Origin of the sequence: Frankia sp. AiPa1 (genome assembly GCF_023243075.1) — a bacterium.
Classification (GTDB): Bacteria; Actinomycetota; Actinomycetes; order Frankiales; family Frankiaceae; genus Frankia.
On the sequence record NZ_JALKFZ020000125.1, the window covers coordinates 93,501 to 118,841 of the forward strand.

The following is a 25,341-nucleotide window of genomic DNA, read 5'->3' on the forward strand; positions in this document are numbered from 1 at the left end:
AGAATCGGTTGAGTATCCGCCTGCTGATCGTGGACGACCAGGAACTGATCCGGACCGGCCTGCGGCTGATGCTCGAGGCGCTGGACGACTTCGAGGTGGTCGGCGAGGCGGCGGACGGCCGGGAAGCACTCGCGCGCGCCGAGGAGCTGCGACCAGATGTCGTCCTGCTCGACATTCGCATGCCGCACATGGACGGTGTGGAGACCACCGCCCGCCTGACCGGCGGCGGGCTCACCCCACCCCCGCGCGTGCTCATCCTCACCACCTTCGACCTGGACGAGTACGTGTTCGGCGCGTTGCGCGCCGGAGCGGCCGGATTCCTGCTCAAGGACGCCTCCCGCGAGCGCCTGATCGAAGCGATCCGCGTCCTGCACGCCGGCGACGCGCTGCTTTCGCCCGCCATCACCAGGCGCCTGGTCGAGACCTTCGCGGCCTATACCCGCCCGCCGACGCCGCCCGGCCTGCTCGACGAACTGACGCCCCGCGAGCGCGAGGTGCTGGTACTGGTCGCCCGCGGTCTGTCGAACACCGAGATAGCCCGGCGTCTCGTCGTGACTGAGGCCACGGTGAAGAGCCACGTGGGTGCCGTCCTCACCAAGCTGAGGCTGCGAGACCGGGTCCAGGCCGTGGTGCTCGCGTACGAGAACGGCGTCGTCGTCGCCGGCGAGCCCGCCTGACCGTAGCCGGCCACCGGAGATCAGCCGGCGCATGCCGGTCGGAGTCCACGGGCTGGCCGTCTGAAGGCCTGGTCCACGCTGACCAGGAGGCGAGTCCACGGGCCCGCCGGACGCCGCGCTCACCCTCACCTCGCCAGCCGTACCGCGATCTCGGCTCCCTGGGCGGCGGTCCTGGTGGCGGGAAGGGACAGACGTCTGGTGAAGTCGGTCGCGCAGGCACCTGGCGCCACCGCGTTGACCAGGATGCCGTCGGCGGCGAGGGCCTTGGCGTACTGAACGGTGAGGGAGTTCAGCGCTGTCTTGGTTGTCGGGTAGGCCGCCGCGGCGGGCAGCTTGGACATGTAGTGGCCGGGATCTGTCATGTTGCCCAGCGACCCGACGCCGCTGGACACGTTGACAATGCGCCCAGCGGCGGATCGACGCAGCAGCGGCAGCAGCGCCTCGGTCACCATGACGACACCGAAAACGTTCGTCTCGAACACCGACCTGATCACGGCAAGATCGACGGCACCCGGCGCCTGCGCCGCGAGGTCTCCGGAGATTCCGGCATTGTTGACGAGTACGTCCAGCCGTCCGAACTGTTGGGTGACCTGGCCGGCTACCCGATACCGGCTGGTCGAGAACCATCCCGATCAGCAACGCCAACGGGTCGTTCGTCAGCAGCTCATCCGCTTCGTCGATCTGGCTCAGATGCAGACCCACGACCTCACCGTAGCCGACCGCCCAACCCGGACCGTTACGGCGCTCGCCACCTGGAAGGGACCGGGACGGACAAATACGGACTGAGGCGCTCCCGCCTGCTGGGCGTGGCAGAGCAGCTCGTGGAGGAGAGCCTGCGGATGGAACCGTCGTGACGTTCCAGCCGACGGTCACGGACCGAACAGCGCCAGCGGGACTACGACGACATCATCACGTCGACGGTAGGCGTGCTCCCCCGCGTAGATGACGAGGGCATCGATCAGATCTGTCCCGATTCGGTCGCGTAACCAGGTCAGGTGCCTGACGTCGGAATCCTCAACCCGGTCGGCCAACTTCACCTCGACCGCCAGCACGCGGCCGTCCGAGCGCTCGATTATCAGATCGACCTCATGGTCGTTGTTCTGGGTACGCAGGTGACCTACCCGGGCCTCGGCGGCCTCGGCGTAGGTATGGATGCTGAGCGCGGCGAGATGCTCGAACAGGGCCCCGAGTATCGTCCCCGCCGACAGGACGGTATTGCCCTGCTCGGCCCGCAGCAACGCGGAGCCGTCGAGTCCGAGCAGCCGCGCGGCCAGCGCGGGGTCCGCCAGGTGGTGCTTGGCGGAGCGGCCGAGCCGGTCGAGATGGTTCCGGCTGGGAATCCACGGCGGGACCGCGTCGAGCAACCACAGTGACGACAGAGCGTCACGATAGGCAAGAGTGGTCTCCTTGGCTGGCTTGTTACCCAGGCCGGGAGTCGCCGCATCCAGAATTTTCGAGTAGGCCGTCGTCGTCGACGTGGCGGCAGCGTAGGCCGCGAGCCAGGCGCGCAGCACCGTCGGGCGCCGGATCGGGTAACCCTGCTCAGGAAACTCACGTTGAACGACATTGTCCAGATACGCATCGAGTTCGGCTCGACGCACCCGCGGCGGCAGGCTGCGGATAGCGGGAAAGCCCGATGCCGTGATCTCCTCGACGTAGTCCGTCAACCGCACGGCGGTCGCACCCCCGACGTCGCCGTTTCCTTTGAGGAGCGCGGCGAGGCTCACAGTCGGCTCGTCGACGTCCCGCTCGGCCATGCTCAGCGGGCGCATCCGCAACGGCACGATACGCCCTGCGCCCGAGTGGACCACTGCCCCTCGGGGTGCGGAGCTGCCCGCGATGATGAAGTGACCGGCCGGCGAGCCCGCGTCGACCGCACGCCGCACGTGGTCCCACACCTCGGGAAGGCGCTGCCACTCGTCGACCAGGACCGGCCCCGACAGCCGGGTCAGGACGGTCGGATCGGCGGCCACGATCTCACGCTGGCCGGGAAGACTGAGATCGATGATCGACTCTGCGCGCCGCATCGCGGTCGCGGTCTTGCCCACCGCCTTCGGCCCGTGGATCGACAGAGCGCGAAGGTGTGGCTGAAGTGTGTCCAGTGTGTCGTCGAGGACACGACGCCGATAGTCGACCACATCTCTACTCTACCAACGGCAGATGCTCTAGTCTTCCGATAGCAGGCTCACAGGTCTGCCGATCCGACCCCGCAGCCAGCCCCGCGGCGGAGGGCAGCGGGGGTACAAACGCGGTGCCGCAGACCAAAACCTGGCGCCACTTGTCAGATGGGTGCGGACCGTCCCGTCCCACTCCATCTTTCCGAGACTGGCTGGTCCAGCACCATGCCGATCAGCAGCTCGTCCGCCTCGTCGATCTGGCTCAGGTGCAGTCCCACGTCACCAAGGTAGCGGTGCTTGGTGACGTGGGGCTGGACAGCACCGCCGGCGGGGGCCGGCGAGTGTCTCGACCGCCACACCTCCGAGCGCGGGGCAGCCTCGAACGGCGCTTCTTGATCACACTGGCGCGGGCGATCGGTAACCCCAGAGCCTCGACGACCAGGTAAGCCGCGAACGTGGCGTCGGAATCTCGCCAGACTTCCACTGTCGCAGCGGCCATACTTCAGGGAGACCATATAGACAGGAGTTTGCAGAACAATGTCGAAAATTGTTCTCGTCACCGGCGGAAACCGCGGCCTGGGATTTTCGGCGGCCAAGGCCCTGGCCCGGTCCGGTGCCGTCGTCATTATCGGCGCACGCGGCGAAATCGCCGCACGTAAAGCCGTTGATGTACTGGATGAGGAGGGGCTCACCGCGGACTGGGTCGAGCTCGATGTCACCAACCCAGCGAGTGTGCGAGCCGCCGCGGAGATCATCTGGAACGTTACTGCCGACTCGATGTGCTGGTAAACAACGCGGGCATCCTGCCCGAGGCGACGGACATCGTGGAGCACGAGTTCGCCGACACGAACATCTTCCGCCAAACGTTCGAGACCAATACGTTTGGGCCGGTTACCGTGACGGAGATTTTTCTGCCACTGCTACGCGAGAGCGCGCCGGTCGGATCGTCAACGTCTCGTCGACCATGGGCTCGCTCACCGACCAGAACAACCCTCTTTCGCCGTACTACTCGATGCTCCTGCCGGCGTACCGAAGCTCGAAGGCCGCACTGAACTGAGGTGCCCCGTTTCTTCCGGACAGGGCCCCCTACTAGAATAGGGGCAGACCGGAGGCAGGGCCCCGCGAAGATCGCCTATTGTTCCGATCTGTCACGTTAGGTAGCGAGGTATTTGAGGGCCCGGTGGCGGTCTCGGCCGATCGACTCGACCATCTCTCTGATCTTGGTTACGCCGTGGATGCGGAGCAGGCTGAGCGCGAGATTGCGGAGTGCGGCGAGGTTGCGCGGCCCGTTTCCGGTGTGGGTTTGGCAAGAGTCCTCCTGCCAGGTGGTGTCGCGGATGTAGCGTTCGGCCTCGATCATGGCGCGTCGTACCCGGCCGAAGATGTCCGTCGGGCTCTCGGGGGAGATCTGGTCGTCCGCGGGGATGTTCAGTGCCTTCAGGCTGTCCTCGCTGCGTTGCTTCCGGTCCTCGGCGGCTCTGCCGAGCCGTTCGGCGAGGAGATCGGGGATCGGCTCCCGCTCCTGGAGGGATCGCAGTGCCCGCAGGCCGGCCTCGGCCGCCGCGGCGCGGGCCCGGGCGCGCTCGCGCTGGCTCTCGTGGGCGTCGGGCCGTACTCCCAGCCGTCGCAGCAGTGGCCCGAAGGTCAGGCCCTGCACGACGAGGGTGAGCAGAACAGTGCTGTAGGCGCAGAACAGCAGCAGATCGCGATGTGGGAATCCGACGGCGTCGGTGGTCAGGGGCAGCGCGAACACGGCCGCGAGTGAGATCACGCCGCGCATCCCGGACCAGGACAGCGCCACGAGCTCGCGGCCGGACAGGTGAGGGTGCGGGGACAGGAAGCGCAGTCGCGGCGGGAGCAGGACGGGAACCAGCAGCCACAGCGCTCGGGCCAGGACCACGCCACCGATCGTCACCGCCGCCGCGGCCAGCACCGCACCCGGGGAATACTCCGCGACGGCGGGAACGACAGCGACGAACTGCTGGCCGATGAGCAGGAAGACGAACCCTTCGAGCAGAAGGTCCACCAGGCGCCACACGGCGAGGGCGTGCAGCCGGCCGCGCCGGAGAGCAGCTGCCGGGACTGATGGCCCAGGACGAGTCCCGCGGTGACAACCGCGAGGACGCCGGAGGCATGCAGCGCCTCGGTCGGCAGGTAGGCGGCGAAGGGGGTCGCTAGGGCGACGGCCGTCTCGGCGACCGGCTCCTCGATCCGGCGGCGCAGCTGCCCGATGAGCCAGGCGACGGCGATCCCACCGACGACTCTGCCGAGGGCGGCTACCAGGAACTGTCCGATGACGAACGTGACATCGAACCGCCTGCCGACGACCGCGGCCACAGCCACCGTGTAGAGGGTGAGCGCGGTCGCGTCGTTGAGCAGGCTCTCGCCCTCGATGACGGTTCGCAGCCGATGCGGCAGACCCACGCGCCGCCCGATGGACAGGGCCGATACAGCGTCCGGGGGCGCCAGCGCCGCGCCGAGAGCGCAGGCGGCGGCGAACGGCAGACCCGGCACCACCGCGGCCAGAAGGCCACCGACAACCAGCGCCGTGACGACGACGAGCAGAACGGACAGTGACGCCACAGCTCGCAGATTCGCCCGGATCTCCAGCAGGCTCGAGCTCAGCCCGGCGGAGAACAGCAGCGGCGGGATGATCAGAACCAGAACGATGTCCGGCTCCAGCCTCATGTCCGGACCGGGCAGCAGGGTATAAATGGCGCTCGCGCCGACCAGAAGCACCGGGGCCGGTAGACCGAACCGCCCCGCGACCCTGTGGGGTGCCAGAACTGGGGCACCGGTGGTGACCTGGGGTTTTAGGCGGCTCTCTCGTATTCGCTGATCAGGCCGCCGAGGACAGGTCGGCGTTTGATCCGTTCCTTGGTCAGGTCGGTGACGGGGTGGTCGGGCCGTCGTGGCTGAAGGTCGCGGCCGCGGTGGGGTCGTCGTCCGTTGTAGTGGGCGGCGTATCCGGCCAGGACGGTGCGCAGGTGCCGCTCGCCGAAGATCAGCATCCAGTCGGTGCCTCGGCCCGGACCGTGCGAACGAACCGTTCCGCATAAGCGTTCGCCCGTGGGGTTCGGGGTGGGATCGTGACGGTGGTGATGCCGGCGTCGGCGAGGACCGCGTCGAAGGAGGCGGTGAACTGTCCGGCGCGGTCGCGGACCAGGAACTGGAAGTCGGCCGCCCGGTCACCGAGGTTCAGGAGGAGGTTCCGGGCTTGTTGGGTGGTCTACGGTCCGTCCGGGTGGGCGGTGACTCCGAGGATGTGGACGGTGCGGGTGCCGACTTCCAGGACGAAGAAGCAGTACAGGCGCCGCAGGGTCACGGCGCAGTCCACATGGAAGAAGTCGACGGCCGGCATGGTCGAGGTCTGGGTGCGTAGGAACTGCCGCCAGGCCGTGTCGGTCTGCCGCCTGGGGGTCGCTGGGAGACCCAGGGACTTCAGGACCCGGCGGATCGTGGACGAGCTGACTTGGTGGCCGAGTTTGAGGAGCTCGCCCTGGATCCGCGGGTAGCCCCATGTCGTGTTCCCGTCCGCCTCGGGTAGGTCCACTTCCGTGTGATCAGACGGCGGTGCCACCGCAGGACGGTCCCCGGGGTGACCAGCCGGTGTGCTCGCAGCGTGGTGGGCAGGAGTCAGATGAGTGCGGCGAGGACCCCCCGGTCCGCCCAGTCCCACCGGGGCTTGGGCCGGGTACGACGCAGCACGGCGACCTCATGTCGCAACACCAGCAGCTCGATGTCCCTCGACGCCGACGAACGACCGAGGAGAACCAGCCAGCCGCACACCCGAACGAAGATCAGATAGAGCAGGCGGATGGACATGGCCGACCATCATGCCGACAGCCCCGTACGGCCGCATCGTCCCAGCTCACAGGCCCAGGCCGACTTCTGGCACCCCACACTTGCTGGTCGACGGCGCGCGGCCGTGTCGGCACCATCCTGGGGACAGGTGGTTCGTCGATGAGACCTACGTCAAGGTCGCCGGGCGGTGGACCGTACCTGTACCGTGCGGTTGACCACCATGGCCAGGTCATCGACGTCCTCGCCAGCACCCGCCGCGACCAGGCCGCGGCACGCCGGTTCTTCACCGCGGCGCTGTCCGACGGGCGCCGGGCGGTCGAGGTCACCACCGACAAGGCCCCCGTCTACCCAAGACTCTTCGACGAGCTGCTCCCCGAGGCCTGCCACGTCGACGCCGCGCGGGAGAACAACCGGATCGAAGCCGATCACAGCCGCCTGAAAGCCCGGCTCCGGCCGATGCGCGGCCTGAAACAGCTGGGGTCCGTTCAGACGATCAGCGCAGGTCATACACTCGTTCGGAACATTCGCCGCGGCCACTACGAACTCGCCATCGACACCGACCCGCACCTGCGGCTGGCAGCCGCGGTCACCGAGCTCGCCGCCGCCGTCTGACCGCCGATCATCGAGGCCGCTGGCATGCCCAGCTTCCCCGGAACGCAACAGCGCCCTTGCAGAGGGTCCGCCGGTAGACTCGTGGCTATGACCACCGTCAGCCGCATCACGGCCGACCCGGCCATCATGGCGGGCGCGCCGGCGATTCGCGGTACTCGGATCACCGTGTCCGCGGTGCTGGGCCAGCTCGCGGCTGGCTCGACGGTCGAGGAACTGCTCGCCGATTACCCGTCGCTCACACGCGACGACGTGCTCGCAGCTCTCGCGTTCGCTGCGGAGACAATGCCGCAAGAACGCCCGTTCATCGCCGCATGAAGTTTCTCGTCGACGAGAACCTCTCACCGCGGGTCGCCGAACTGCTGCGTGACAAGGGCATCGACACGACGCACGTCCTCGAGCACAGGCTCGGCGGTTCCCCTGACACCGAGGTCAGCACGTTTGCCGTCACCGAGAGACGTTCGATCATCTCCGCCGATAGCGACTTCACCACTCTGCTCGCGCTCAGCCGCGGCACCGCTCCCTCGCTCGTTCTGCTCCGGTCCGGCGACCGGCTCAAGCCCGACGCGCAAGCCGCCCTGTTGCTGGCGAACCTGCCCGCACTGGAAGTCGATCTCGAACAGGGCGTCGTCGTTTCGCTCAGCACCACCCACGTGCGGGTCCGTCGACTCCCACTCCGCTGAGTACTGCTACCCCGATCTGGCCTGCGGTCTGCGTGCAGGTCCTGCACTAGGCTGCGATTGACTACTTAACGTAGTCGGGGCGCGTCTCTGCCCAGCAAGTTTGGGTATGTCTGTCATCCCGGGGCGTCATCGGCCGCGCCCCAGCGGTGTGTGCGCATTGTGTGCGCGGGTGCTCCGGCACGTCGCGACATCGGCTGGCACGTTCCGGCATTGAAAACGCCCTGACCTCGGGTTTTGCGGCACGACGCAGCACGTTCCGGTGTGTTCAGATACGCGGTGATCCGTCTTGTAATCGAGCGGTTAGGGGTTCGAGTCCCCTCGCCGGCTCCAGAAAAATAGGCTCTGACCTGCGGTTTTGCAGAGTCAAAGATCATCTTTACAAGATCAAAATGGGTTTGTGAGCGCATTGTGAGCGCATTAGGCAGGTTCGCGCTCAGAACGATCATTGGCGGGGCGTCCCCTTTGGACGGCTGAGCCGGGATCCGCGGTCGCGACGCCACCCTTAAAACGGTTACGTTCCGTTACTATCGGCCTTCCCGGGGTGCTGGACTGCGGCAAGAACGGCGCGCGCCGGCTGGCGGTGGCCGGTCCGCCATCCCACCCCCATGTGAGGGAGGTTCCTAGGCCCGATGGCTTACCTGGACCCGAAAGGTGAAGGGGACGTTAGCATGCCATTGAAGCCGCAGCCGTGCTCTGGCGTCGGAGACGGGGTGCGCGCGGGGCCAGTGCGAGTAATCATTCAGTCCACTTGCGGAGAGCGCCGATTTTATGGTGGCGGTCGCGTTCCGTGATGGTTGTGGCCGGGTTGGAGTCGGTGGCGGGGTTGGCGTGATGTTGTCCGGGGTGGCCGGCGTGTCGGTGTGCGGGACCGGGCCGGGTCCGGTCTGATCGGTTCGTGCCCGATCCGGATGGCCCGTCGCACGATGCGCTGGCCGTGCTGGTCTGGCTGCAGGCACGGCGGATCGCCGCGCTGAGAGCACAGAACGCGGGCTTGGCCGCGGTCAACGCGGAGCTGTCCGCCTCCCATAAGGACCTGGCGGCCCGGCCGGCTAGCCAACCCGCTCCGACGCCTCGCGCCGCTCGGCCTTCCGCTTCTCCCTGGCCGCGATCGGGTCCTTCGACGGCGGCACGCAGGAGTTCGTGCTGTCCCGGGACAGCTGCCGGCGCAGGTCGGCGATCTCCAGTTCGAGTTCCGCGACCCGCCGCGCGGCCCGGTCCCGTTCGCGCGTACCGCGCCGAGTTCCGCTTGGTGCCGCGCGGCCGCGTCGTCCACGACTCGGCGCAGCCGCCCGTTGACCGACGCCAGCCGTTCGTTCGCCGCCAGCGACGCGGCCTGCCCGGCGGCGAGTTCCTCGATCCGCGCCTCGGCGGCCGCGAGACGCGACTCCCACGACGACGCTCCAGGGCTAACGCATGTGCTGGTCCAGCACCATCCCGATCAGCAGCGCCAATGGGTCGTTGGTCAGTAGCTCGTCCGCCTCGGCGATCTGACTCAGGTGCAGTCCCACGACATGACCGTAGCCGACCGCGACGCGGTAGCCATCGCTGCACTCAGTCCTGGCCGTAGCCCCACGATCCCGTCAGGTTTCGTCGTCGTCCAGGTCAGGCACCGACCGCGCGACGGTCAACAAAGATCCGGTCCAGATGATGATCAAGGATGGTCAGCGACGCTTCGGGGGTGTACAGGCCGACCAGGAGCGGTCCTACCAGCCCGTGCACAAGCCAGAACAGCGACGCGGCTTCCTGCTCAGGGTCGAGATCCGGGCGCAGGTGCCCGTCACGCTGAGCCGTGCGCAGGTGTTGAGCCGTGACGTCGAGCAGCCCGCGTAGACCCTCGCGCAAGGCGAGCGCGTAGCTGGGATCGGCCGCGGCTCTGGAGTAGAACGCCACTGACACGGCGGCTTCGGCCCGGCTGTCCTCGTCGGTGGGCAGCAGTTCGGTCAGCACCGCACGAGCCAGCTCTCGCGGGGTGGCGTCCGGCTGACCCGCGATCCGCGCCTGAAGACGTCCCGCGACCCGGTCACGCATGTGGTCCAGCGCGAACAGCAGCATCTCGTCCTTGGTACGGAAGTAGTGCTGGACCATCCCCATCGACACCCCGGCCTCGGCCGCGACGTCACGCAGACTGATCGCCTCCACGCCACGGCTCGCCGTGACCCGGAACACAGCCTCCGCGATGCCGCGACGCCGCACGAGCGGGTCCACCCGCTTCGGCACGGACACCCCCTCCGAGATTTCACAATGCATCTGCATTGCCAAGGGCGCCCCGCGCCCATAGCATGTCGGCTGCATTGCCAAGCTAGCCGATGCGGCGGCGTCGACGACGTGCCAGGGATAGCGGAGGAGCCCGTGACCGTGTCATTTGCGCGCAACAGCGACGTCAGGATCGCCTACGAGACGTTCGGCTCGCCCGACGGAGTGCCACTGCTGCTGATCATGGGGTTGACCTTCCAGATGCCCTGGTGGCCGGACGGGTTCTGCCAGCACCTCGCCGACCGAGGATTCGCCGTCGCTCGTTTCGACAACCGCGACGCTGGCCTGTCGACCCACTTCCCCGCCCCGCGGCACGGCACGGTCGGGACGCTGCTGGGACGGCGAGGCCGCCCGGCCTACCGAATGGACGACATGGTCGCCGACGCGGTCGCCGTCCTGGACGCACTCCACTGGGACTCCGCCCATCTTCTGGGGGAGTCCCTGGGTGCCACGCTTGCCCAGCTGGTCACGATCCAGCATCCGGACCGGGTTCGCGGCCTCGTGTCCGCGATGGCCGGTGGTACCGGCGGCGCGGTCAGCAACCTGCGCAACGTGAAGATCGGCACCCTGTTCCGGCTGGCCAGCAAGCGGTACGACGACACACGCGACGGCGGTGTCCAGCGCCTTGTCGACACTTACATGATCATGTGTTCCGCGGCGCACCCCGTCGACAAGGCATGGGTGCGCGCCACCGCCGAGCTGTCGTGGGACCGCGACCACGACCCCGGCGCGACCGGCCGTCAACTCGCCGCGAGCCGCACCGCCGGCGACATCCGCGCCCAGCTACGACAGCTCCGAACACCCACCCTCGTGATCCACGGCGAGGACGATCCCTGGATTCGGCCGCGTGCCGCCCGCGAGCTCGCCGCGGCTATTCCCGACGCCCGCCTCATCACCTACCCCGGCATGGGACACGAGTTCCCCGAGCACCTGTGGTCCACCATCGCCCGCGACGTGTGGGAGACGACCACGCGGGATGCCGCGAGCCATGCCCGCGCGGCACCGCGACCCTGAAGCCGGACCAGTAAGCGATCAAGAAATGGTCGAGCGTCCGACGGCCACCGAAGACCTGACCAGCCTGACGCTGTACCGCAAGTCAGATCAGCGTGTAATCAGTGTCGTCGCGGCATGCCTCGTAGTCGTCGGCCTGTCGCTGGCCCTGGCAGCCGTCGGCTGATGGTCCGGGCTCGGACGGCCACGATAGACACGGACGGACGTCAACTCGCCGCCGAAGCGTCGACCGGCGACGATCCGCTCAGCCACCCGGCCAGGACCAACATGACCGTGGTGACGTGGCGCGTCGGCCGACTGGAACCTGCTTCGCGCCGAAACAGGGCACGCCGAGGACACGATCCTCCTCAGGTGAGACCAGCCGCGCCCGAATGAACACTCTCCGTGGTTTCACCGATCCGACCCCGCACGGTGCCAGCCAGCCGCGTTCCGGCCTGCCGCAGGTTCTGCCAGCAGATCTTGCTAGCATATTATGCATGACCCGGACGATCACGCTTCGGCTTTCGAACGAGGCCTACGAGGCGGTCAAGCGGTACGCCGAGGCCGAGGACACGTCGATGAACGCCTGGGTCGAGGGCGTGCTCGACGCCGAGGACATGCGCCGACGCTGCGCCGCCCACGCCACCTGGGTGCGAGCGAACCCGGCAGTCGCCCACGCGGCCCTCGCCTTCGGTGAGGCCAACCAGCAGGCGCTCAGGACGGCCGGGCTGCCCAACCTGGCGGGCACCGCAGAATGAGATCGCCGCGGCGCGGCGAGATCTGGACCACCCGCACCGGACCGGCCCCCCAGGCGGTTCTGGTCATCAGCTCCACGGTCTACAACGAGATCGCCGACGAGCCGACCGTACTGGTCGCGCTGGTCGTGGAACATGCCACCGACGAGGGATTCTGTGTCAGGCTCGGCGAGGGTCAGTGGGCCGTGATGGGCCTGGTCACGTTTGTGGCCAAGGCCACTCTGGACAAGTGCCTGCGCCAGGTCGACATCCAGACGCTCACCGACGCCAACACCATGCTTTTCAAGATCCTGGCCACGCCCGAACGCTGACATCTCACTCGTCCTTTCCGTGACCTGACGACTACCACCGGCAGCGAATGCGCTGGTCGCCGCATTGGCTCAGTCTTGGGGGATCCGCCAGCGCACGCCATGCCCGGACAGGAATCCCAGGAACGACTCCGGGTCGAATGCCTGCGACGGCGCCAGAACACCGGCCTTCGCTCCGTCTGCCACCAGCCTCCGCGCAGCTTCCACGGCGATCACCGCGGTCTTCCCGTAGCCGTCCGTGCCCTCGACCTCGCCACGCGCGGTGCGTCCACCCGCCGTGACCGCCTCGACGGAGATCGTCCACTTCGCCTGCCGCCGTTGCTCGTCGTCAGGTCCTTCCGGGAGCGAATCGATGACCGCGGCGTCGATCCCACCCTTGAGCTGGTCGAACGACCCGCCGAGGAGGCCTTCCATGCGCTCGACCGACACATGTCTCGGCACGGTCGCGACCGGCGGGAGGGCCGCCTTGCCCACCTCCACGACCTCCTGCGTGCCCGGGAAACGCCAGCTCAGGTGGCTTGCCTCCCCGTACCTCGTCCAGCCGCCGTTCTCGTAGCGCAGTGCGCCATCGAACAGCAGGTCCGGGTCAAGCGACCGCAGTGTTCCGCGGCTGAAGGCGCCGTCGCGGTACCAGAGGGCGGCCGTCATCACGTCCGCTGCCCCGATGGCCTCTCCCAGGAGATGGCTGATGAAATCGCTCGGGCCGCCGTCATCGGCCATCGCCGGCACGACCGTTACCCCAGCGTGGGTGGCGGCGTCGGCGAAGCTGTCGAAAACATCCTTGATGTACTGCTGCTCTCCGGCGGTGTCGACGTAGTGCGCTTCCGCGGCGATCGCGGCGCGCACGACCGGAGAGCCGAGTCGGGCGAACGGTCCGGCTGCGTTGACAACCGCATCCACGCCCCTGAACGCGGCCTCCAGTGTGTCCTGGTCGCCGATGTCGGCGATCCGGACCTCGAAACCGGTACGGGCCGAGGCCGCACGCAGCCGCTCGGAGTCGCGGCCGACGAGCACCGCGTCGATGCCGCGGCGGGCGAGTTCCGCGGCCACGAGGCGGCCGGTGAATCCGCTCGCGCCATTGAGTGCGATCTTCATGTGGTCTCCCCGAGCTTCTCGGCGCTGTTGCCGAAATCGACCGTATGGCTGGCCATCGCGGACGATCCATGTCGAGGCGTCCCGTTCTCATGCCCGATCGTTCGGTTTCTGGACGCGAAGTAGGCTTCGGCCATGGACGTGCTGAGCGACGCGGTCACGATGATGCGCAGCGGCCGTCCGCATTCGAACATCAGCCGGCTGCCGGCGCGCTGGGGTATGCGTTTCCCTCCGGCCGAGGGCGCGGGGTTCCACATCGTGCTTGTCGGCACCTGCTGGCTGTTGCGAGCGGGCAGCGAACCAGTCCGGCTCTCCGCTGGCGACATCGTGCTGCTGCCTCGCGAATCAGGGCATGCCCTTGCCGATGATCCCGACAGCCCGCTCACTGATTTCCGGATCGGTCCACGCGCGCACGAGGACGAGCCGGGCACCAGCCGCATCGTCACCGAGCTGCTCTGTGGCGCCTACGTACTCGACCGGTCCCGCCCGCACCCACTGCTGGCGGAGCTGCCCGACGTCATTCACCTGCCCGCTCGGGTCGGGCACCACCCACGGCTGCGGGCCGCGATAGACCTGCTCGGCGCCGAACTCACCGCGCCGGGTGCGGGTGCGACCGCGAGCGTGTCCGCGCTGCTGGACCTTCTGCTGCTCTACATGCTGCGCACCTGGTTCGACGATCAGTCGACCGGCTCGTCGACCGGCTGGCCCGCGGCGCTCGCGGACCCCGCGATCAGCACGGCGTTACACGTGATGCACGCCCAGCCGGAAGAGCCGTGGACCGTGCGTGAGCTCGGCGCGCGGGCCGGACTGTCCCGAACGGTGTTCGCGCAGCGGTTCACCACACTCGTCGGCAGGCCGCCGATGGCGTACCTGACCTGGTGGCGGATGACCGTGGCCGCGAGGCTGCTACGGGAGACCGACACCCCTCTGTCCAGCGTGGCCAGACGCTGCGGCTACTCGTCGGAGTTTGCCTTCGCCAAGACCTTCAAACGCGAGTTCGGCGTCGCGCCGGGTCACTTCCGGCGGCAACCGGAGGACACCGGCAGTTGACAGGAGCGGGCTGCCGAAGCCGACCGCGTCGCGGCAGCGGGCGCAAGCGCGCCGTCCCGACCCGGCGCGGGCACCGGCATCAGCAGGACCGATCTGAAGGTACGCGGCGGGTTGCCCGGGACGGTCCCGCGGCCGAGCCGAATCAGTCGCTACAGGATCGCGAGGACGTGTCAGATCGGCTCGACGACAATGTCCGCGCGGTCGAGTGTGGCGGTGTAGGCGGCTATGTCGTCTGGGTCGCTGGTGAGGATCTGGGCCGGACCGTGAAGAGCGGCCGCTATGACGACCAGGGCGTCGATGACGTCCGGCCGCTTCTTCGTCGGAAGCCTGGCCTCGGCGAGCATGACCCCTGCCCGTTTATACGAGTCGAGGGTGAAGGTTTTCGCGCAGGCGACGCAGCCGGCGGGAACGCTCGCCGCGCCGCGTATGGGTGGCGCGCTCTCCCGAGTCTGCGGCACGGTGCAGTCCTTCAGGTACTGGCTGAAGGCGTGTACCGCCTTCGGGTCCGGTCGCCACGCCTGGGCAAGAACCGGACCGATGACAACCGGCCGGTGCGGCGCCGCGCGTAGGCCATGGTGTAGCAGCCGCGCCGCCGAGCTGTCTCGCAGGAGCGCCACGAGCATCCCGGCGTCATAGACGACGGTACGGGCGATCATGCGACGCCCGCGGCGTCCGATCCAAGCGCACTGGCCAGGACCCGGTGGACGAGGGCCTGCTCGTCCGCGGTCAGGGCGTCGAACGAAGGCAGGTCCGCCTCGGGGACGTCGCCAGTCTGCTCAAAGGCTGCCTGGTTGCGTGCATCCAGTGCCGCGAAGGTCGCCGTGGCGGCATCGTCACGCGCCATCTGCGCGACGGCCGCCGCGATCATGTAGGCGGACACATCCATACCGGCCGCCTCGGCGTGCATCCTGATAGCGGTCTGGACGTCCGAGGCCGTCGAGATCGTGAACCGAATGTTCGCTATGCCATCATCGTAACACAGCGTATTACGCTGTCGCGGCCGGGTCGCGTTCACCCAGTCCGGGCTGCCAGGCATCCGCGTGGATCGGCGAGGTGATCGTGCTGCTGGCCGACGTCTGCCAGGGAGCGTTCCAGCCTTGCGTGGACGACGACCGGCAACGTCGCACTCCCACGGCCTTGATCATATTGAACGATCGGACCGCGACTGATTCCGGTCAGGGACGAGGGAGTCGATCGCAGGCGGAGGGACAAGCACCTGTGGCAGCGGATTCGAGCATGTCGGCCAACTCACGCCGCTCACCCGGTCGTCAGCCCACGCGCACGATGGCCTTGCCCAGGATCTCGCCACCGGCCAGCTTCGCGACCCCGGCCCCGAGATCCGCGAGATCATATTCGGCGGTGATGTCCAGCCGTACCCGGCCGCCAGCCAGCAGTTCGAGGGCGCGGCGGGCACTGTTGGCCAACCGCTCGGGATGGGTCTGGCCGAGCAAGCTGCTGTTGTACGTGATCAGGGACTTGCCTTCGGCCAGGAGATCGTTGGTCGAGACCAGCGTCGGCTCATAGCTGCTGATGTTGCCGTAGACCACGAGTCTGCCGTGCGGCGCGAGATGACTCAGGTTCGTCTCGCGGGTGCGGCCGCCGACCGGGTCGAGGATCACATCGAAGTGTCCGTCCGCAAGCGTCGTGGGGAACTCCGCGCGGCTATGGATCTGGTCGTAGCCGAGGCGGGCGGCGTACGCCGCGCGGTCGGCACTGCCCACGACGCCGACGACGCGGCCGGCTCCCGCCAGCCTCGCGAACTGCACGGCCAGGCTGCCGACCCCGCCGGCGGCGGCATGGATCAGGACGTCGTCCCCGGACCGCACCCGACCGACCGTGTTGATCAGGTCATAGGCCGTCGGCGCGGCCCAGCCGAGACCTGCGGCAGTGCGGAGCGAGAGGTCTCCAATGCTCAGTGCGAGAGCGGCCGGCGCGACGACCACCTCGGCGTAGGCGCCGGCGGTCGTCAGCGCGATGACCGGTTCACCGACCCGGAACGTCTCGACACCCTCCCCGACTGCCTCGACATGACCCGAAACCTCGAAGCCGGGGACGAGCGGCCGCGCCGAGGGGAAGTGACCGTCCCGCAGCAGCACATCCCCCCATTGGATGCCCGCGTAGGCGACCCTGATCGCGACCTCGCCGGGACCGGGAGTGGGCTCGTCGACCTCCGCGAGCCGATAGCGATCGTCGACGTCCAGCACGACTGCCTTCACGTACCATACCCCTTAGTTGACCCAGTTACCTGACACTCGCAGGCTAGCCTGACTCAGGATGCTGAGTCAACACAGATATCTGATATAGATGGGGGCATGCGGTGGATATTCCAGCCGAGGAGTACCTCTGTGCCCGGATCCGGCAGGCCGAGCGGGCGCTGATGGCACACCACGAGGCGGTCCTGCGCGGTTACGGCCTGACAATGACCCAGTACGCGGTGCTGCTGACCCTGTCGCGGTCGGATGGCCTGTCCGGCGCCCAGCTCGCCCGTGCCTGCGGCGTCACGCAGCAGACCATGGCCAGCGTGCTGACCAACATGGAGGCGAAGGACCTTGTCCACCGCGAGGCGTCCCCGGTGCACGCCAAGGTGCAGATCACGACACTGACGGACGCGGGCGAAACCCAACTGGAGCGCGCCTACCAGGAGGTCATCGTCCTGGAACGCGCCCTCACGGCGTCGTTCTCACCCGCTGAGCACGCTTCGTTCTGCGCTCTGTTGGAGCGGGCCACCAGCGTCCTTGTCGACCAGACGCCCGCGGTCAGATCCCGTTGAACCCAGCGCCACCCTTCCTTTCCGGTTACTCGTTGCGCGCGGTTTCAGGGCCGGTGCTGCGCGCGAGCAGCGGCATGGTCGAGGCGACAACAGCGAGGGACGCGACGAGTCCGGCGAGGACGAGCAGGTAGTACCCGACCCCGGGCAGGTGGAGTGTCTCGGACAGCTGTCCACGCAGGAACAGCTGTGCGGCGAGCAGGCCGATGCCCGCCGCGACGGCAGCGGCGACGACCAGCGGGACAGCCGCTTCGAGGGCGATGACCCGCCGCAGTACCGCTAGTGGCACTCCGGTGAGGCGGAGCAGGCTGAATGGCCGCCGGCGATCGGCGAGGCCACCGACGATGCTGACGGCCAGGCCGCAGCCGGCGACGGGCAGCCCGGCGAAGATCACGACGTTCGCCAGCCTGCGGTAGCTGTCGAGCTGCTGCGCGTTGCGTGCGTCGAACTCGGTGAGGGTCTGCGGGGCAAACGGTCTCGGGTAGGCCAGGTCGAGGACGGTTCGGACCCGCTCGACCGCCGCGCTCGAGCCGTCCGTCGCGACGACGATCGAGTCGAGCGGAAGCCGCCCGAGCTCCGCGCCGGATACGGCGACCGTCGGCCAGCGGGTGTCGGACATGGGCGATGCCCCATGGACGAGCCCGCCACCGAAGACGGTATTGATCATCGCGAAACCGGCGCCGGCCGAGCAGCGGCCAAGGACCGGGACGCGGGCAAGCTCCGCGCAGGAGACGATGCCTGGCGGTGGGTACAAGCTCGGATCGAAAACCGGCGCGCGGCGGATCAGCGTCACCCCGGCAACACCTGGGATCGAGGTCAGCGCCCGCCAGGTCGCGGTGGGGACCGATGTAGCCGAGCTCGTTGGCCCCGACGGACCGTTGTCGAACTCGCGGACGATGGTGGAGCGACGAGCCGCGACAGCGCCGGCCCTGCCGCCGTTGTAAGCCGCGATCGTCGTGACCACCCCGATGGCGCACGTGCTGACGAACAGGGCGAGGACCAGCCCACTGATGGCGCGGAACCCTGCGTGCGGGTTGTCGGCGAGACGGCGGGCGGCGATGAGGGTCGCGGGCCGCCGGGCCCGTCCGGCCATCAGGCGGGCGCAGAGCATGGTCAGCCAAGGCCCGGCGGCGACCAACCCGACCATGGTCAGCAGGATGCCGGTCAGGAAGGCGGCGGCCTGCAGGTTCGTGCTGGTATCGGAGTTCGCGCCGATGTCGGCGACGTACCCGCAGTAGCCGAGTTCACCGAGACCGGCCGCCAACGGGATCACCCGCCAGGCACGGGGCGGTCGCGGGGTGACGCGCCTGGCGACGCCCAGCGGGGAGATGCTCACCCGACGCAGGGCCACACGAGCCGCCACGGCGGCCGCAGCCGGAATGCCGACGGCGACGAGCAACACGTCCGGAATGCTCAGCGCCAGGTCTTCGGTAAAGAACAGCTGGCCAGTTAACGGTATCCGGGCCAAGGGCGGACGCGCCGCATAGAACAGGCCGAAGCCGCCGGCGACGCCGGCGAACGCCGCCATGCTCGATTCAACGGCTGAGATCACCGAAATCTGCCGCGGCGTCGCACCGATCAGCCGCATCGCGGCGAAACGTTGTTCCCGGCGCGCGGCGGACAACCGCGTCGCGCCGGCAATGAAGATAAGAATAGGGAACAGCAACGCGGCGATCACCACGGAGAGAATGAGCGTCATGCCATTGGAATTGATGCCGATGCCGAGCGCGCAGGTGCCTGTGCAGTCCGCGGGTGTGGTGGTGCTGATGGCGGTGACCTGCCCGACATCATCCTGCTGGGAAAGATCGGCGGCGCTGTGGCCGACAATGACGATCAGTGAGTTCGGCGCGGGCAGCGCGGCCGAGCCGATCAGGCCGACCAGACTGCCGGGAAATCGGTCACCGAGCTGTGCGGCCGGCGTGCCGCGCAGCAGCGTCGCCAGAGCAGGTGAGGCGTAGAACTGCCCCGGTCCCGGCAGCCGCGCGATGCCCGGCGGCGCCGGGGAGCGGGGGCCGGTGGCTGCTACGTCGACCCGCCCGATCTCCCGGCCCTGGAAGTAGTCGGCGCGCAGTCGCCACCACAGGGGATCGCTCGTGCCTGCGAGGCTCGCGGCCGATGACGCTGACGGCGGCGAGGACGACGGGAACGACGGGGCGGACCGGCCGGAGGCCATGAACGCGGTGGGCGCGTTCGACCCGGAGAAGGCGGTCTCCAGCCAGGCATACCGGGAGTTCTGCGTGTCGACCGCGTTGAGGCTGGCCATGGTGGTCAACAGCAGGGCCGCCCCGACCGCCACCCCGACCGCGATGAGGGCGAGCCGGCTGACGGCCTCCCGGCCGCCGGCCACCGCGAGTCGCAGGCCCAGCCGAATCATGGGATCAACTCGCCGGATGTGACCTTGCCGTCCCGCACCATGATCTCCCGATCAGCGTAGGCGGCGACCCGAGGGTCGTGGGTGACCAGAACGACGCTCGTATTTTGCTCACGAGCCGCGACGACCAGCAGATCCATCACCCGCTCGCCAGTGAGCGAGTCCAGTGACCCGGTCGGCTCGTCCGCGAACAGCACTTCCGGATCGGTGACCAGACCCCGGGCCAACGCGACCCGCTGGGCCTGCCCGCCGGACAACTCACCGCAGCGCCGGCGTTCCAGCCCCGCCAGGTCAAGCCGTTCCAGCCAGCCGCGGGCTCGGCTCACGGCATCAGCCCGGCGAGTGCCCTTCAGTAGCAGGGGCAGCGCGATGTTCTCCTCGACGCTGAGCTCCGGCACGAGCTGGCCGAACTGGAAGACGAAGCCGAACCGGTCGCGCCGCATCCCCGTGCGGACGTTCTCCCCCAGGTAGTCGATTCGCCGACCGGCGAAGCGGATCTCTCCAGTATCCGGAAGGAGGATGCCGGCCAGGCAGTGCAGCAACGTCGACTTGCCGGACCCGCTCGGCCCCATCACCGCGAGGATCTCGCCGGTGGCCACCGACATGCTCGCCCCTCTCAGCGCCGGTGTCTGCCCGAACGACAGCGAGACCTCGCGCGCCTCCAGCACGCGCGCTGCGGCTGGCTGGTCCGACCCGGCGCTACTCGACGAGGTGCTCACGGCGTGACGACCTTCGCCAGCGCGCCCAGCCGAGCCGAGGTCAGTTCGATCCAGCGAAGATCGGCTTCCAGATGGAACATGCCGTGGTCGGCGAGCAGCGCGTCGACCAGGGTCCCGGTGCGCTTGAGCTCGGCTAGTTCCCGCATTCGGCGCATGTGGGCGGCCCGCTGCGCATCGAGGTACGCCTCGGCCGAGCGCCCCGACATCAGGGCGAGCACCACCTTGACGAACAGGACCGTCTGTAGATGGGGCTCGGCGTCGACCGGCGTCGCGAGCCAGGTTTCGATGTCGCTGACGCCCTGCTCGGTGATGACGTAGCGCTTGCGGTCCGGCCCGGCGCCGGGCTCGGCCTCAGCGGCTATCACCCTCCCGTCCCGGGCGAGGCGCGCCAAGGTCGCGTACACCTGGCCGAATGGCAGCGGCTTCCCTCGGCCGAAGAACGTGTCGTAGTCGCGTTTGAGGTCATACCCGTGGCTCGGCTCTCGTTCCAGCAGCCCCAGCAGGGCCAGCGAAACACTCATGGCGCGAACTATACACTAAGCGTATACGCGAAGGTAATAGGCCGCCGAGCTCGGACACTCGATGATCGTCGATCATTGGTAGCGCACGCGCTAGTGCGCCGACCGCGATCGTTCCCGGGCCGCGGGTGCGTGGTCCACGATCGTCGCCGCAGTTACTCCAAGTGGCCGACCTTATGTCTGATTTGTCGGTCGGTTGTGGGGGTGGAAGGGCTGCCGTGGTCCGAGTTACCGGTTTCGTGTCCGGTTTGCCCTACCAGAACGACCCATCGGCGGCCCGCGATGCGATCAATGGGGTCGAGGGTGAGCACGTGCGGTGACGCCGGTCGTTTCACCACCGCCAACGTTCGTGGACGGCGCACTAGTGGCGGCCCGAGTCGTCGACATCGGTCGCCACCCACGGGCGCGGACGATGGACCTGCTGTGGCCTCCAGGTCGCTGAAGCCGTGCAAAGTGCTGTGCAGCAACCGGACCGCGTCGGTGGCGGCGAACGCGACCAGTGCGTCGGCCCATTCGGCGAGCGCGAGCAGCGCCACCCGCTCCCGCAGGTCGACGAGGCCCCGGACGTGGGTGTACAGGCTCGCGTCGCGGACACCACAGAGCTCGACCGACCACGGTCACCGCGGGCCTCCACTGTGGGCGGCGGGAACTTTCACCCCGTGAAACTGGAAGCTTCGTTGGCGCACGCCCTTGGCGGCATGCTGGCCCAGCAGTCCGGACCCACCTCCGAAAGGAGCCCGTCATGCTCAGTCTCAGCGCCGACGAGGTGCTGTCCACTACCAGGGCGGTACGCCATCGGCTGGACTTCTCTCGGCCGGTCCCCTGGCGGCTGATCGAGGAGTGCGCCGACCTCGCGGTGCAGGCCCCGACCGGCCGCAACCGACAGCGTTGGCACTTCGTCGTGGTCACCGATGCGAAGCGCCGAGCCGCCCTGGCGGACGTGTTCCGTCGCGCCGTCGCCGTCGTGGATCCCGGCGTGAGCCCACTGAGTCACCGCGATGTGCAGCGGATGACCATGGACGGCCGCTCAATGGCACGGATGGTGAGCGGCTTCCAACACCTGTACGACAATATTCACCGCGTGCCCGCCATCGTGGTGCCGTGCGTCGAGGGCCGGACGGACGGCGCCTCCGCGCTCGCTCAGTCGATGGCGTGGGGATCCATCCTGCCGGCGGTGTGGAGCTTCATGCTCGCCGCGCGGGCCCGAGGGCTGGGAACCGTGTGGACCACCGCCCAGGGGCCGTTGGAACGGGAGATGGCGCAGGTCCTGGGAGTCCCGTACGACGAGGTGATGTTGGCCGCGTTCATCCCGCTCGCTTTCACCCTGGGCACAGATTTCCAGCCTGCGCCACGGGTTCCTCGCGATCAGGTGCTCCATCGCGATCGCTGGTAGCGAGGGTGAAGTCCCACGCGAACACCGGCGCGGCCGGGCTGCTGCCGAGACTGTCCTGCACCGCACACCGGCGAAGCCCGTCGGGCGGTCGCGAGTGTGTGCACGCTCTCGATCGCGTGCTCGACGGATCCTGCTGCGTCATAAGCGGCGCGGTTACTCGGATGGCGGTAGGTCGCGCTGTGGGCCGCCGGTTGCGGCTTTGTTCAGGTCCGCGCGGGTGAGGAGAGCGGTCGCGCGGCCGTCGCGCAGGACGATCACGGCGGGGTGAGAGCCCAGGGCGGTCAGCGCCGCGGAGACCGTCGACCCGACGCCCACGGTCGGCAGCGGGGCCGCGAGGTGATCGGACACCGGGCTTGCCGGATCGATCCGGCCGGCGGACAGCGCCGCCCGAAGCGCGCCGAGGTCGAGCGAGCCCAGAATCTCGGTGGAGTTGATGCCGTGCCGCCGCTCGGGGCGAGCAAGCACCACCGGGACGACCTTCGTCGACAGGATGGCCGCGGCGGAGCCGGCCGTGGTCGTTGTGGAGACGGTGACCAGGCCGGTCCGCCGATCGGGGAGGCTGTCGAACACCTGACGCGCTGTCGGTTCGGCTCCCGCCGCATCGTCGACGTCCGGCTGCTCCAGGAAGCCGGTCCGCACCATCCAGTCGTCGCTGAACACCGTCGACAGATAGGAGCGGCCCGAGTCGGGCAGGAGCACCACGACGAGGTCATCCGGGCCGAGCGTGCGGGCCACCCGCAGCGCGGCGGCGGTGGCGGTGCCCGACGACGGGCCGGCGAGCAGGCCCTCCTCCCGGGCCAGCAGCCGGGTGGTCAGCAGCGAGTCCCGGTCCGGGATCTGTTCGAACCGGTCGACCACTTCGGGGTGGTATGCCTGCGGCCAGCGGTCCTCGTCGGTCTGAGGGTGGACGAAGCGGCCGATACTCTCCACGAAGTACGCGCTACCCTCACCACCGGAATAGGCCGATGTCCTCGGGTCGGCGGCGACGACGGTGATCTTCCCGCCCGATGCCTCCTTGAGAAACCGACCCGCGCCGCTGATCGTGCCCCCCGTGCCGATACCGGCCACGAAATGAGTCACTCGGCCCTCGGTCTGCTGCCAGATCTCCGGCCCCGTCGTGTGCAGGTGGGCGGCCGGGTTCGCCTGGTTGTCGTACTGGTTCGCGAACCAGGCCCCGGGAGTCTCCTCCGCCACGCGGCGCATCACCCGTTCCAGGTGGTCCGGGTGCTGTTTGGGGAGTCTGGTGGCGGCGCGCACGACCTCGGCGCCATAGGCCCGCAGGATCGCGGACTTCTCCGGGGCCGACCGGTCGGACACACCGACAATCACCCGGTACCCCCTCCGCCGACCGATGATCGCCAGGCCGATCCCGGTGTTGCCCGAGGTTGCCTCGACAATCGTCCCGCCTGGTTGCAGCAGCCCGTCCTGCTCGGCCTGGCGCACCATCGACAGGGCCGCGCGGTCCTTCACACTGCCGCCGATGTTGAGGAACTCCACCTTCGCGTAGAGCGGTGCCGCGAGTCCGGCGCCGAGCCGGCCGAGGCGGATCAGGGGAGTACCGCCGATTGCGTCCGGCAGCGAGATGGGGCCGTTCACGAAGCCCGGGCCTCGCCGGCAGCGGCGATGATCTTCTCGTAGCAGCGGGAGTATGTCAGCTCCTCGTACGGCGCGAAGATCGGGATGCGGTTGTATCCGGCCCTGGTGTACATCCGCTCCGCGTCCGGTTGCCGGTCCCCGGTCTGCAGGATGATCCGGCCCCCGCCGAGCCCGTGCGCCACCTGTTCGACCGCCGTCAGCAGCGGGCCCGACGTCCCTCGGCCACGGTGCGAGGGAACGACGTACATGCGCTTGAGCTCCAGGTCGCCGCGCAGCCAGCGCAACGCCGCGTGCCCGACCGGCAGCCCCTCGACGGTGTAGGCGACACCGGTGTAGACAACCGTCTCCCCCACGATCGCCCGCTCACCCGGCGGTGGCCGATGGGCGAGCCGGTCCGCGTAGCGAAGTCGCATCTCCGCGCCCATCGCGTCCCGTAGGGCGGCCGCCACCGGGTCGTCCCAGGAGACGGCCTCAACCCGGATCACCGGTTCGGGTGCCACATCTGGCTCCAGGAGATGCGGGCCGCACGCCGGCCGTGCGCGCCGAGGCCTCCAGTATTTCCCACTACTCGACGGGAGAGGTGAATTTCGCCATCGCGCCGCGAACGACCATGCGCGCGGCGGGCGAGAAGCCCCCGATCGGCGCTGGAGCGTTCAACCGGTCTGGGTCCCGGCGAGGACCGGATCGATGATGTGTTCCACCAGCCAACTCACGGGACGCCCGCCCAGCAGTGCGGCCAGGACGATATGAGTGACTCCGGCATCGATCATTTCGAGCAACTGGGCGCGGGCCTGGGCGGGTGCGGCTGGGTCGTCACAACGGATGATTGTCTGCATCGAACGGATGATCTCGTCCGGGTCCCGCCCAATCTCGGCGCAGTGGGACCTGAGAACGTCGTCGCGCTGCCGAAAACGCTCCGACGGAAGGCCCGGGTAGTTCCAGATATCGGCATGTTCGGCGACGATACGCAGCACCTGGTCACCCGAGCCGCCGATCAGTATCGGGGGGTGAGGCTTCTGCATCGGCCTGGGCGCGCAGACCGCTCCCTTCAGGCGGATGACCGGACCGTCATGGTCGAATGGTTCCGCTTCGGTCCACATCCGGCGAATGATTGCGCATGATTCGGCGAGGTCGCGGACAGCCTGACCGGGCGAGACCAGGGGCACACCGTATGCCTCGAACTCACGTTCCGCGGGGTTCGTGCCGAACGCCCGCACGGTGGGGTCTTCGGCCGGCAACCGGCTGCCGCCGGTGCCGATGCCGAAATCGAGCCGGCCGTCGGCGATGACGTCGACGGTGGCGGCCATCTTCGCCAGCAGCGTCGGTGAGCGAAGCCGGTTGCTGGTGACGATGACCCCCAGGCGCAGCCGTTCCGTCTGGGCCGCCAGCGCGGCGAGCAGCGTCCATGCCTCCAGTGCATCCGCGGCCACATCACCCCGCAGCGGCACCATGTGATCCCACAGCCAGGCGTGCTCGAAGGCCGGCAGCTGGTCCGCCTCCCGCCAGATCGCCTGGATCTCCCGATAGCTGTTGCCCATCTGGCTGGTCTTGATACCGAAACTCACCGTTCGCCGCATGATCGCCTTCCCATCCTCTTTCAGGATCAGTCCCACAGATCTTCAGTCTATCGGATCGTCAG

27 protein-coding genes and 4 pseudogenes are annotated in these 25,341 nt (G+C 68.5%); 13 read left to right on the top strand and 18 right to left on the bottom strand.

Annotated features, from left to right (window positions below):
- Positions 1-8: 8 nt before the first annotated feature.
- Positions 9-677: a response regulator gene (locus tag MXD95_RS11375; RefSeq protein ID WP_250640549.1), complete on the top strand. Its 669-nt coding sequence runs from the start codon at positions 9-11 to the stop codon at positions 675-677.
- 125 nt (positions 678-802) lie between these two features.
- Here the strand turns inward: MXD95_RS11375 and MXD95_RS11380 are convergent, their stop codons facing one another.
- The 3 genes and pseudogenes from MXD95_RS11380 to MXD95_RS11390 form a co-directional block, all read right to left on the bottom strand.
- On the bottom strand, positions 803-1,246 hold the full coding sequence (locus MXD95_RS11380; RefSeq protein WP_250640615.1) for an SDR family NAD(P)-dependent oxidoreductase: 444 nt from the start codon (positions 1,244-1,246) through the stop codon (positions 803-805).
- A gap of 37 nt (positions 1,247-1,283) precedes the next feature.
- A pseudogene (locus tag MXD95_RS11385) lies at positions 1,284-1,379 on the bottom strand (HhH-GPD-type base excision DNA repair protein); the annotation flags it as partial.
- A 167-nt stretch (positions 1,380-1,546) separates the two neighbouring features.
- Positions 1,547-2,815: an ATP-binding protein gene (locus tag MXD95_RS11390; RefSeq protein WP_250640550.1), complete on the bottom strand. Its 1,269-nt coding sequence runs from the start codon at positions 2,813-2,815 to the stop codon at positions 1,547-1,549.
- A 516-nt stretch (positions 2,816-3,331) separates the two neighbouring features.
- On the opposite strand from MXD95_RS11390, the gene MXD95_RS29600 reads away from it, so the two are divergent.
- Entirely contained in the window at positions 3,332-3,583 is a 252-nt protein-coding gene (locus MXD95_RS29600; RefSeq protein ID WP_250640551.1) for an SDR family NAD(P)-dependent oxidoreductase, read from the top strand.
- The gene (locus MXD95_RS29605; RefSeq protein WP_250640552.1) at positions 3,574-3,846 is read left to right on the top strand and encodes an SDR family NAD(P)-dependent oxidoreductase; all 273 of its coding nucleotides are present in this window, start codon (positions 3,574-3,576) and stop codon (positions 3,844-3,846) included. The genes MXD95_RS29600 and MXD95_RS29605 overlap by 10 nt, the downstream gene beginning before the upstream one ends.
- A gap of 101 nt (positions 3,847-3,947) precedes the next feature.
- Here the strand turns inward: MXD95_RS29605 and MXD95_RS11405 are convergent, their stop codons facing one another.
- The 3 genes and pseudogenes from MXD95_RS11405 to MXD95_RS11415 all read right to left on the bottom strand — a co-directional run bounded on the left by MXD95_RS11405 (position 3,948) and on the right by MXD95_RS11415 (position 6,619).
- Positions 3,948-4,820, bottom strand: coding sequence for a cation:proton antiporter domain-containing protein (locus tag MXD95_RS11405; RefSeq protein ID WP_250640553.1), 873 nt, complete (start codon positions 4,818-4,820; stop codon positions 3,948-3,950).
- Entirely contained in the window at positions 4,706-5,533 is an 828-nt protein-coding gene (locus MXD95_RS11410) for a cation:proton antiporter domain-containing protein (RefSeq protein WP_250640554.1), read from the bottom strand. Before MXD95_RS11410 ends, MXD95_RS11405 begins: the two co-directional genes overlap by 115 nt.
- A gap of 74 nt (positions 5,534-5,607) precedes the next feature.
- Positions 5,608-6,619 (bottom strand): annotated as a pseudogene (locus tag MXD95_RS11415) (integrase core domain-containing protein).
- Between the two features lie 80 nt (positions 6,620-6,699).
- On the opposite strand from MXD95_RS11415, the pseudogene MXD95_RS11420 reads away from it, so the two are divergent.
- The 3 genes and pseudogenes from MXD95_RS11420 to MXD95_RS11430 form a co-directional block, all read left to right on the top strand.
- Positions 6,700-7,210, top strand: a pseudogene (locus tag MXD95_RS11420) (IS6 family transposase); the annotation flags it as partial.
- An 87-nt stretch (positions 7,211-7,297) separates the two neighbouring features.
- A complete protein-coding gene (locus MXD95_RS11425) occupies positions 7,298-7,525 on the top strand; it encodes a DUF433 domain-containing protein (RefSeq protein WP_250640555.1) in 228 nt (75 codons plus the stop codon).
- On the top strand, positions 7,522-7,890 hold the full coding sequence (locus MXD95_RS11430; protein WP_250640556.1) for a DUF5615 family PIN-like protein: 369 nt from the start codon (positions 7,522-7,524) through the stop codon (positions 7,888-7,890). The genes MXD95_RS11425 and MXD95_RS11430 overlap by 4 nt, the downstream gene beginning before the upstream one ends.
- Before the next feature lie 1,055 nt (positions 7,891-8,945).
- Here the strand turns inward: MXD95_RS11430 and MXD95_RS11435 are convergent.
- A pseudogene (locus tag MXD95_RS11435) lies at positions 8,946-9,289 on the bottom strand (IS66-like element ISFsp11 family transposase); the annotation flags it as partial.
- A gap of 203 nt (positions 9,290-9,492) precedes the next feature.
- Positions 9,493-10,107: a TetR/AcrR family transcriptional regulator gene (locus MXD95_RS11440; protein ID WP_250640557.1), complete on the bottom strand. Its 615-nt coding sequence runs from the start codon at positions 10,105-10,107 to the stop codon at positions 9,493-9,495.
- Positions 10,108-10,239: 132 nt separating this feature from the next.
- Between MXD95_RS11440 and MXD95_RS11445 the strand changes: the two genes are divergently transcribed.
- The 4 genes from MXD95_RS11445 (at position 10,240) to MXD95_RS11460 (ending at position 12,199) form a co-directional block, all read left to right on the top strand.
- Positions 10,240-11,157, top strand: a complete 918-nt coding sequence (locus tag MXD95_RS11445) for an alpha/beta fold hydrolase (RefSeq protein ID WP_250640558.1) — start codon at positions 10,240-10,242, stop codon at positions 11,155-11,157.
- A 25-nt stretch (positions 11,158-11,182) separates the two neighbouring features.
- Positions 11,183-11,320: a hypothetical protein gene (locus MXD95_RS11450; protein WP_250640559.1), complete on the top strand. Its 138-nt coding sequence runs from the start codon at positions 11,183-11,185 to the stop codon at positions 11,318-11,320.
- A gap of 310 nt (positions 11,321-11,630) precedes the next feature.
- Positions 11,631-11,891, top strand: coding sequence for a YlcI/YnfO family protein (locus MXD95_RS11455; RefSeq protein ID WP_250640560.1), 261 nt, complete (start codon positions 11,631-11,633; stop codon positions 11,889-11,891).
- Positions 11,888-12,199 carry a MazF family transcriptional regulator gene (locus MXD95_RS11460; RefSeq protein ID WP_250640561.1) on the top strand — a complete coding sequence of 104 codons (312 nt, stop codon included), beginning with the start codon at positions 11,888-11,890 and terminating at the stop codon, positions 12,197-12,199. The genes MXD95_RS11455 and MXD95_RS11460 overlap by 4 nt, the downstream gene beginning before the upstream one ends.
- 69 nt (positions 12,200-12,268) lie before the next feature.
- On the opposite strand, the gene MXD95_RS11465 is transcribed toward MXD95_RS11460, so the two are convergent.
- The gene (locus MXD95_RS11465; protein ID WP_250640562.1) at positions 12,269-13,291 is read right to left on the bottom strand and encodes a saccharopine dehydrogenase family protein; all 1,023 of its coding nucleotides are present in this window, start codon (positions 13,289-13,291) and stop codon (positions 12,269-12,271) included.
- Between the two features lie 132 nt (positions 13,292-13,423).
- On the opposite strand from MXD95_RS11465, the gene MXD95_RS11470 reads away from it, so the two are divergent.
- Complete coding sequence (locus tag MXD95_RS11470) at positions 13,424-14,338, top strand: AraC family transcriptional regulator (protein WP_250640563.1); 915 nt, start codon at positions 13,424-13,426, stop codon at positions 14,336-14,338.
- A 170-nt stretch (positions 14,339-14,508) separates the two neighbouring features.
- Here MXD95_RS11470 and MXD95_RS11475 read toward each other — a convergent pair whose 3' ends face one another.
- The 3 genes from MXD95_RS11475 to MXD95_RS11485 form a co-directional block, all read right to left on the bottom strand.
- On the bottom strand, positions 14,509-14,994 hold the full coding sequence (locus MXD95_RS11475) for a hypothetical protein (RefSeq protein WP_250640564.1): 486 nt from the start codon (positions 14,992-14,994) through the stop codon (positions 14,509-14,511).
- Complete coding sequence (locus tag MXD95_RS11480) at positions 14,991-15,353, bottom strand: hypothetical protein (RefSeq protein WP_250640565.1); 363 nt, start codon at positions 15,351-15,353, stop codon at positions 14,991-14,993. Before MXD95_RS11480 ends, MXD95_RS11475 begins: the two co-directional genes overlap by 4 nt.
- Before the next feature lie 253 nt (positions 15,354-15,606).
- A complete protein-coding gene (locus MXD95_RS11485) occupies positions 15,607-16,554 on the bottom strand; it encodes a quinone oxidoreductase family protein (protein WP_250640566.1) in 948 nt (315 codons plus the stop codon).
- Between the two features lie 101 nt (positions 16,555-16,655).
- Here MXD95_RS11485 and MXD95_RS11490 point away from each other — a divergent pair, with 101 nt between their 5' ends.
- Positions 16,656-17,108, top strand: a complete 453-nt coding sequence (locus MXD95_RS11490) for a MarR family winged helix-turn-helix transcriptional regulator (protein WP_250640567.1) — start codon at positions 16,656-16,658, stop codon at positions 17,106-17,108.
- Positions 17,109-17,133: 25 nt separating this feature from the next.
- Here MXD95_RS11490 and MXD95_RS11495 read toward each other — a convergent pair whose 3' ends face one another.
- From MXD95_RS11495 to MXD95_RS11505, 3 genes are read right to left on the bottom strand one after another with little or no spacing between them, the layout of a single operon-like run.
- Positions 17,134-19,479: an FtsX-like permease family protein gene (locus MXD95_RS11495; protein WP_250640568.1), complete on the bottom strand. Its 2,346-nt coding sequence runs from the start codon at positions 19,477-19,479 to the stop codon at positions 17,134-17,136.
- Positions 19,476-20,195, bottom strand: coding sequence for an ABC transporter ATP-binding protein (locus MXD95_RS11500; protein ID WP_250640569.1), 720 nt, complete (start codon positions 20,193-20,195; stop codon positions 19,476-19,478). Before MXD95_RS11500 ends, MXD95_RS11495 begins: the two co-directional genes overlap by 4 nt.
- Positions 20,192-20,716: a PadR family transcriptional regulator gene (locus MXD95_RS11505; protein WP_250640570.1), complete on the bottom strand. Its 525-nt coding sequence runs from the start codon at positions 20,714-20,716 to the stop codon at positions 20,192-20,194. The genes MXD95_RS11500 and MXD95_RS11505 overlap by 4 nt, the downstream gene beginning before the upstream one ends.
- Positions 20,717-21,455: 739 nt before the next feature.
- Between MXD95_RS11505 and MXD95_RS11510 the strand changes: the two genes are divergently transcribed.
- A complete protein-coding gene (locus MXD95_RS11510; RefSeq protein WP_250640571.1) occupies positions 21,456-22,106 on the top strand; it encodes a nitroreductase family protein in 651 nt (216 codons plus the stop codon).
- Between the two features lie 153 nt (positions 22,107-22,259).
- On the opposite strand, the gene MXD95_RS11515 is transcribed toward MXD95_RS11510, so the two are convergent.
- The 3 genes from MXD95_RS11515 to MXD95_RS11525 form a co-directional block, all read right to left on the bottom strand.
- Entirely contained in the window at positions 22,260-23,702 is a 1,443-nt protein-coding gene (locus tag MXD95_RS11515) for a pyridoxal-phosphate dependent enzyme (RefSeq protein ID WP_250640572.1), read from the bottom strand.
- On the bottom strand, positions 23,699-24,202 hold the full coding sequence (locus MXD95_RS11520; RefSeq protein WP_250640573.1) for a GNAT family N-acetyltransferase: 504 nt from the start codon (positions 24,200-24,202) through the stop codon (positions 23,699-23,701). Before MXD95_RS11520 ends, MXD95_RS11515 begins: the two co-directional genes overlap by 4 nt.
- Positions 24,203-24,355: 153 nt before the next feature.
- Entirely contained in the window at positions 24,356-25,279 is a 924-nt protein-coding gene (locus tag MXD95_RS11525) for an LLM class flavin-dependent oxidoreductase (protein WP_250640574.1), read from the bottom strand.
- Positions 25,280-25,341 lie beyond the last annotated feature (62 nt).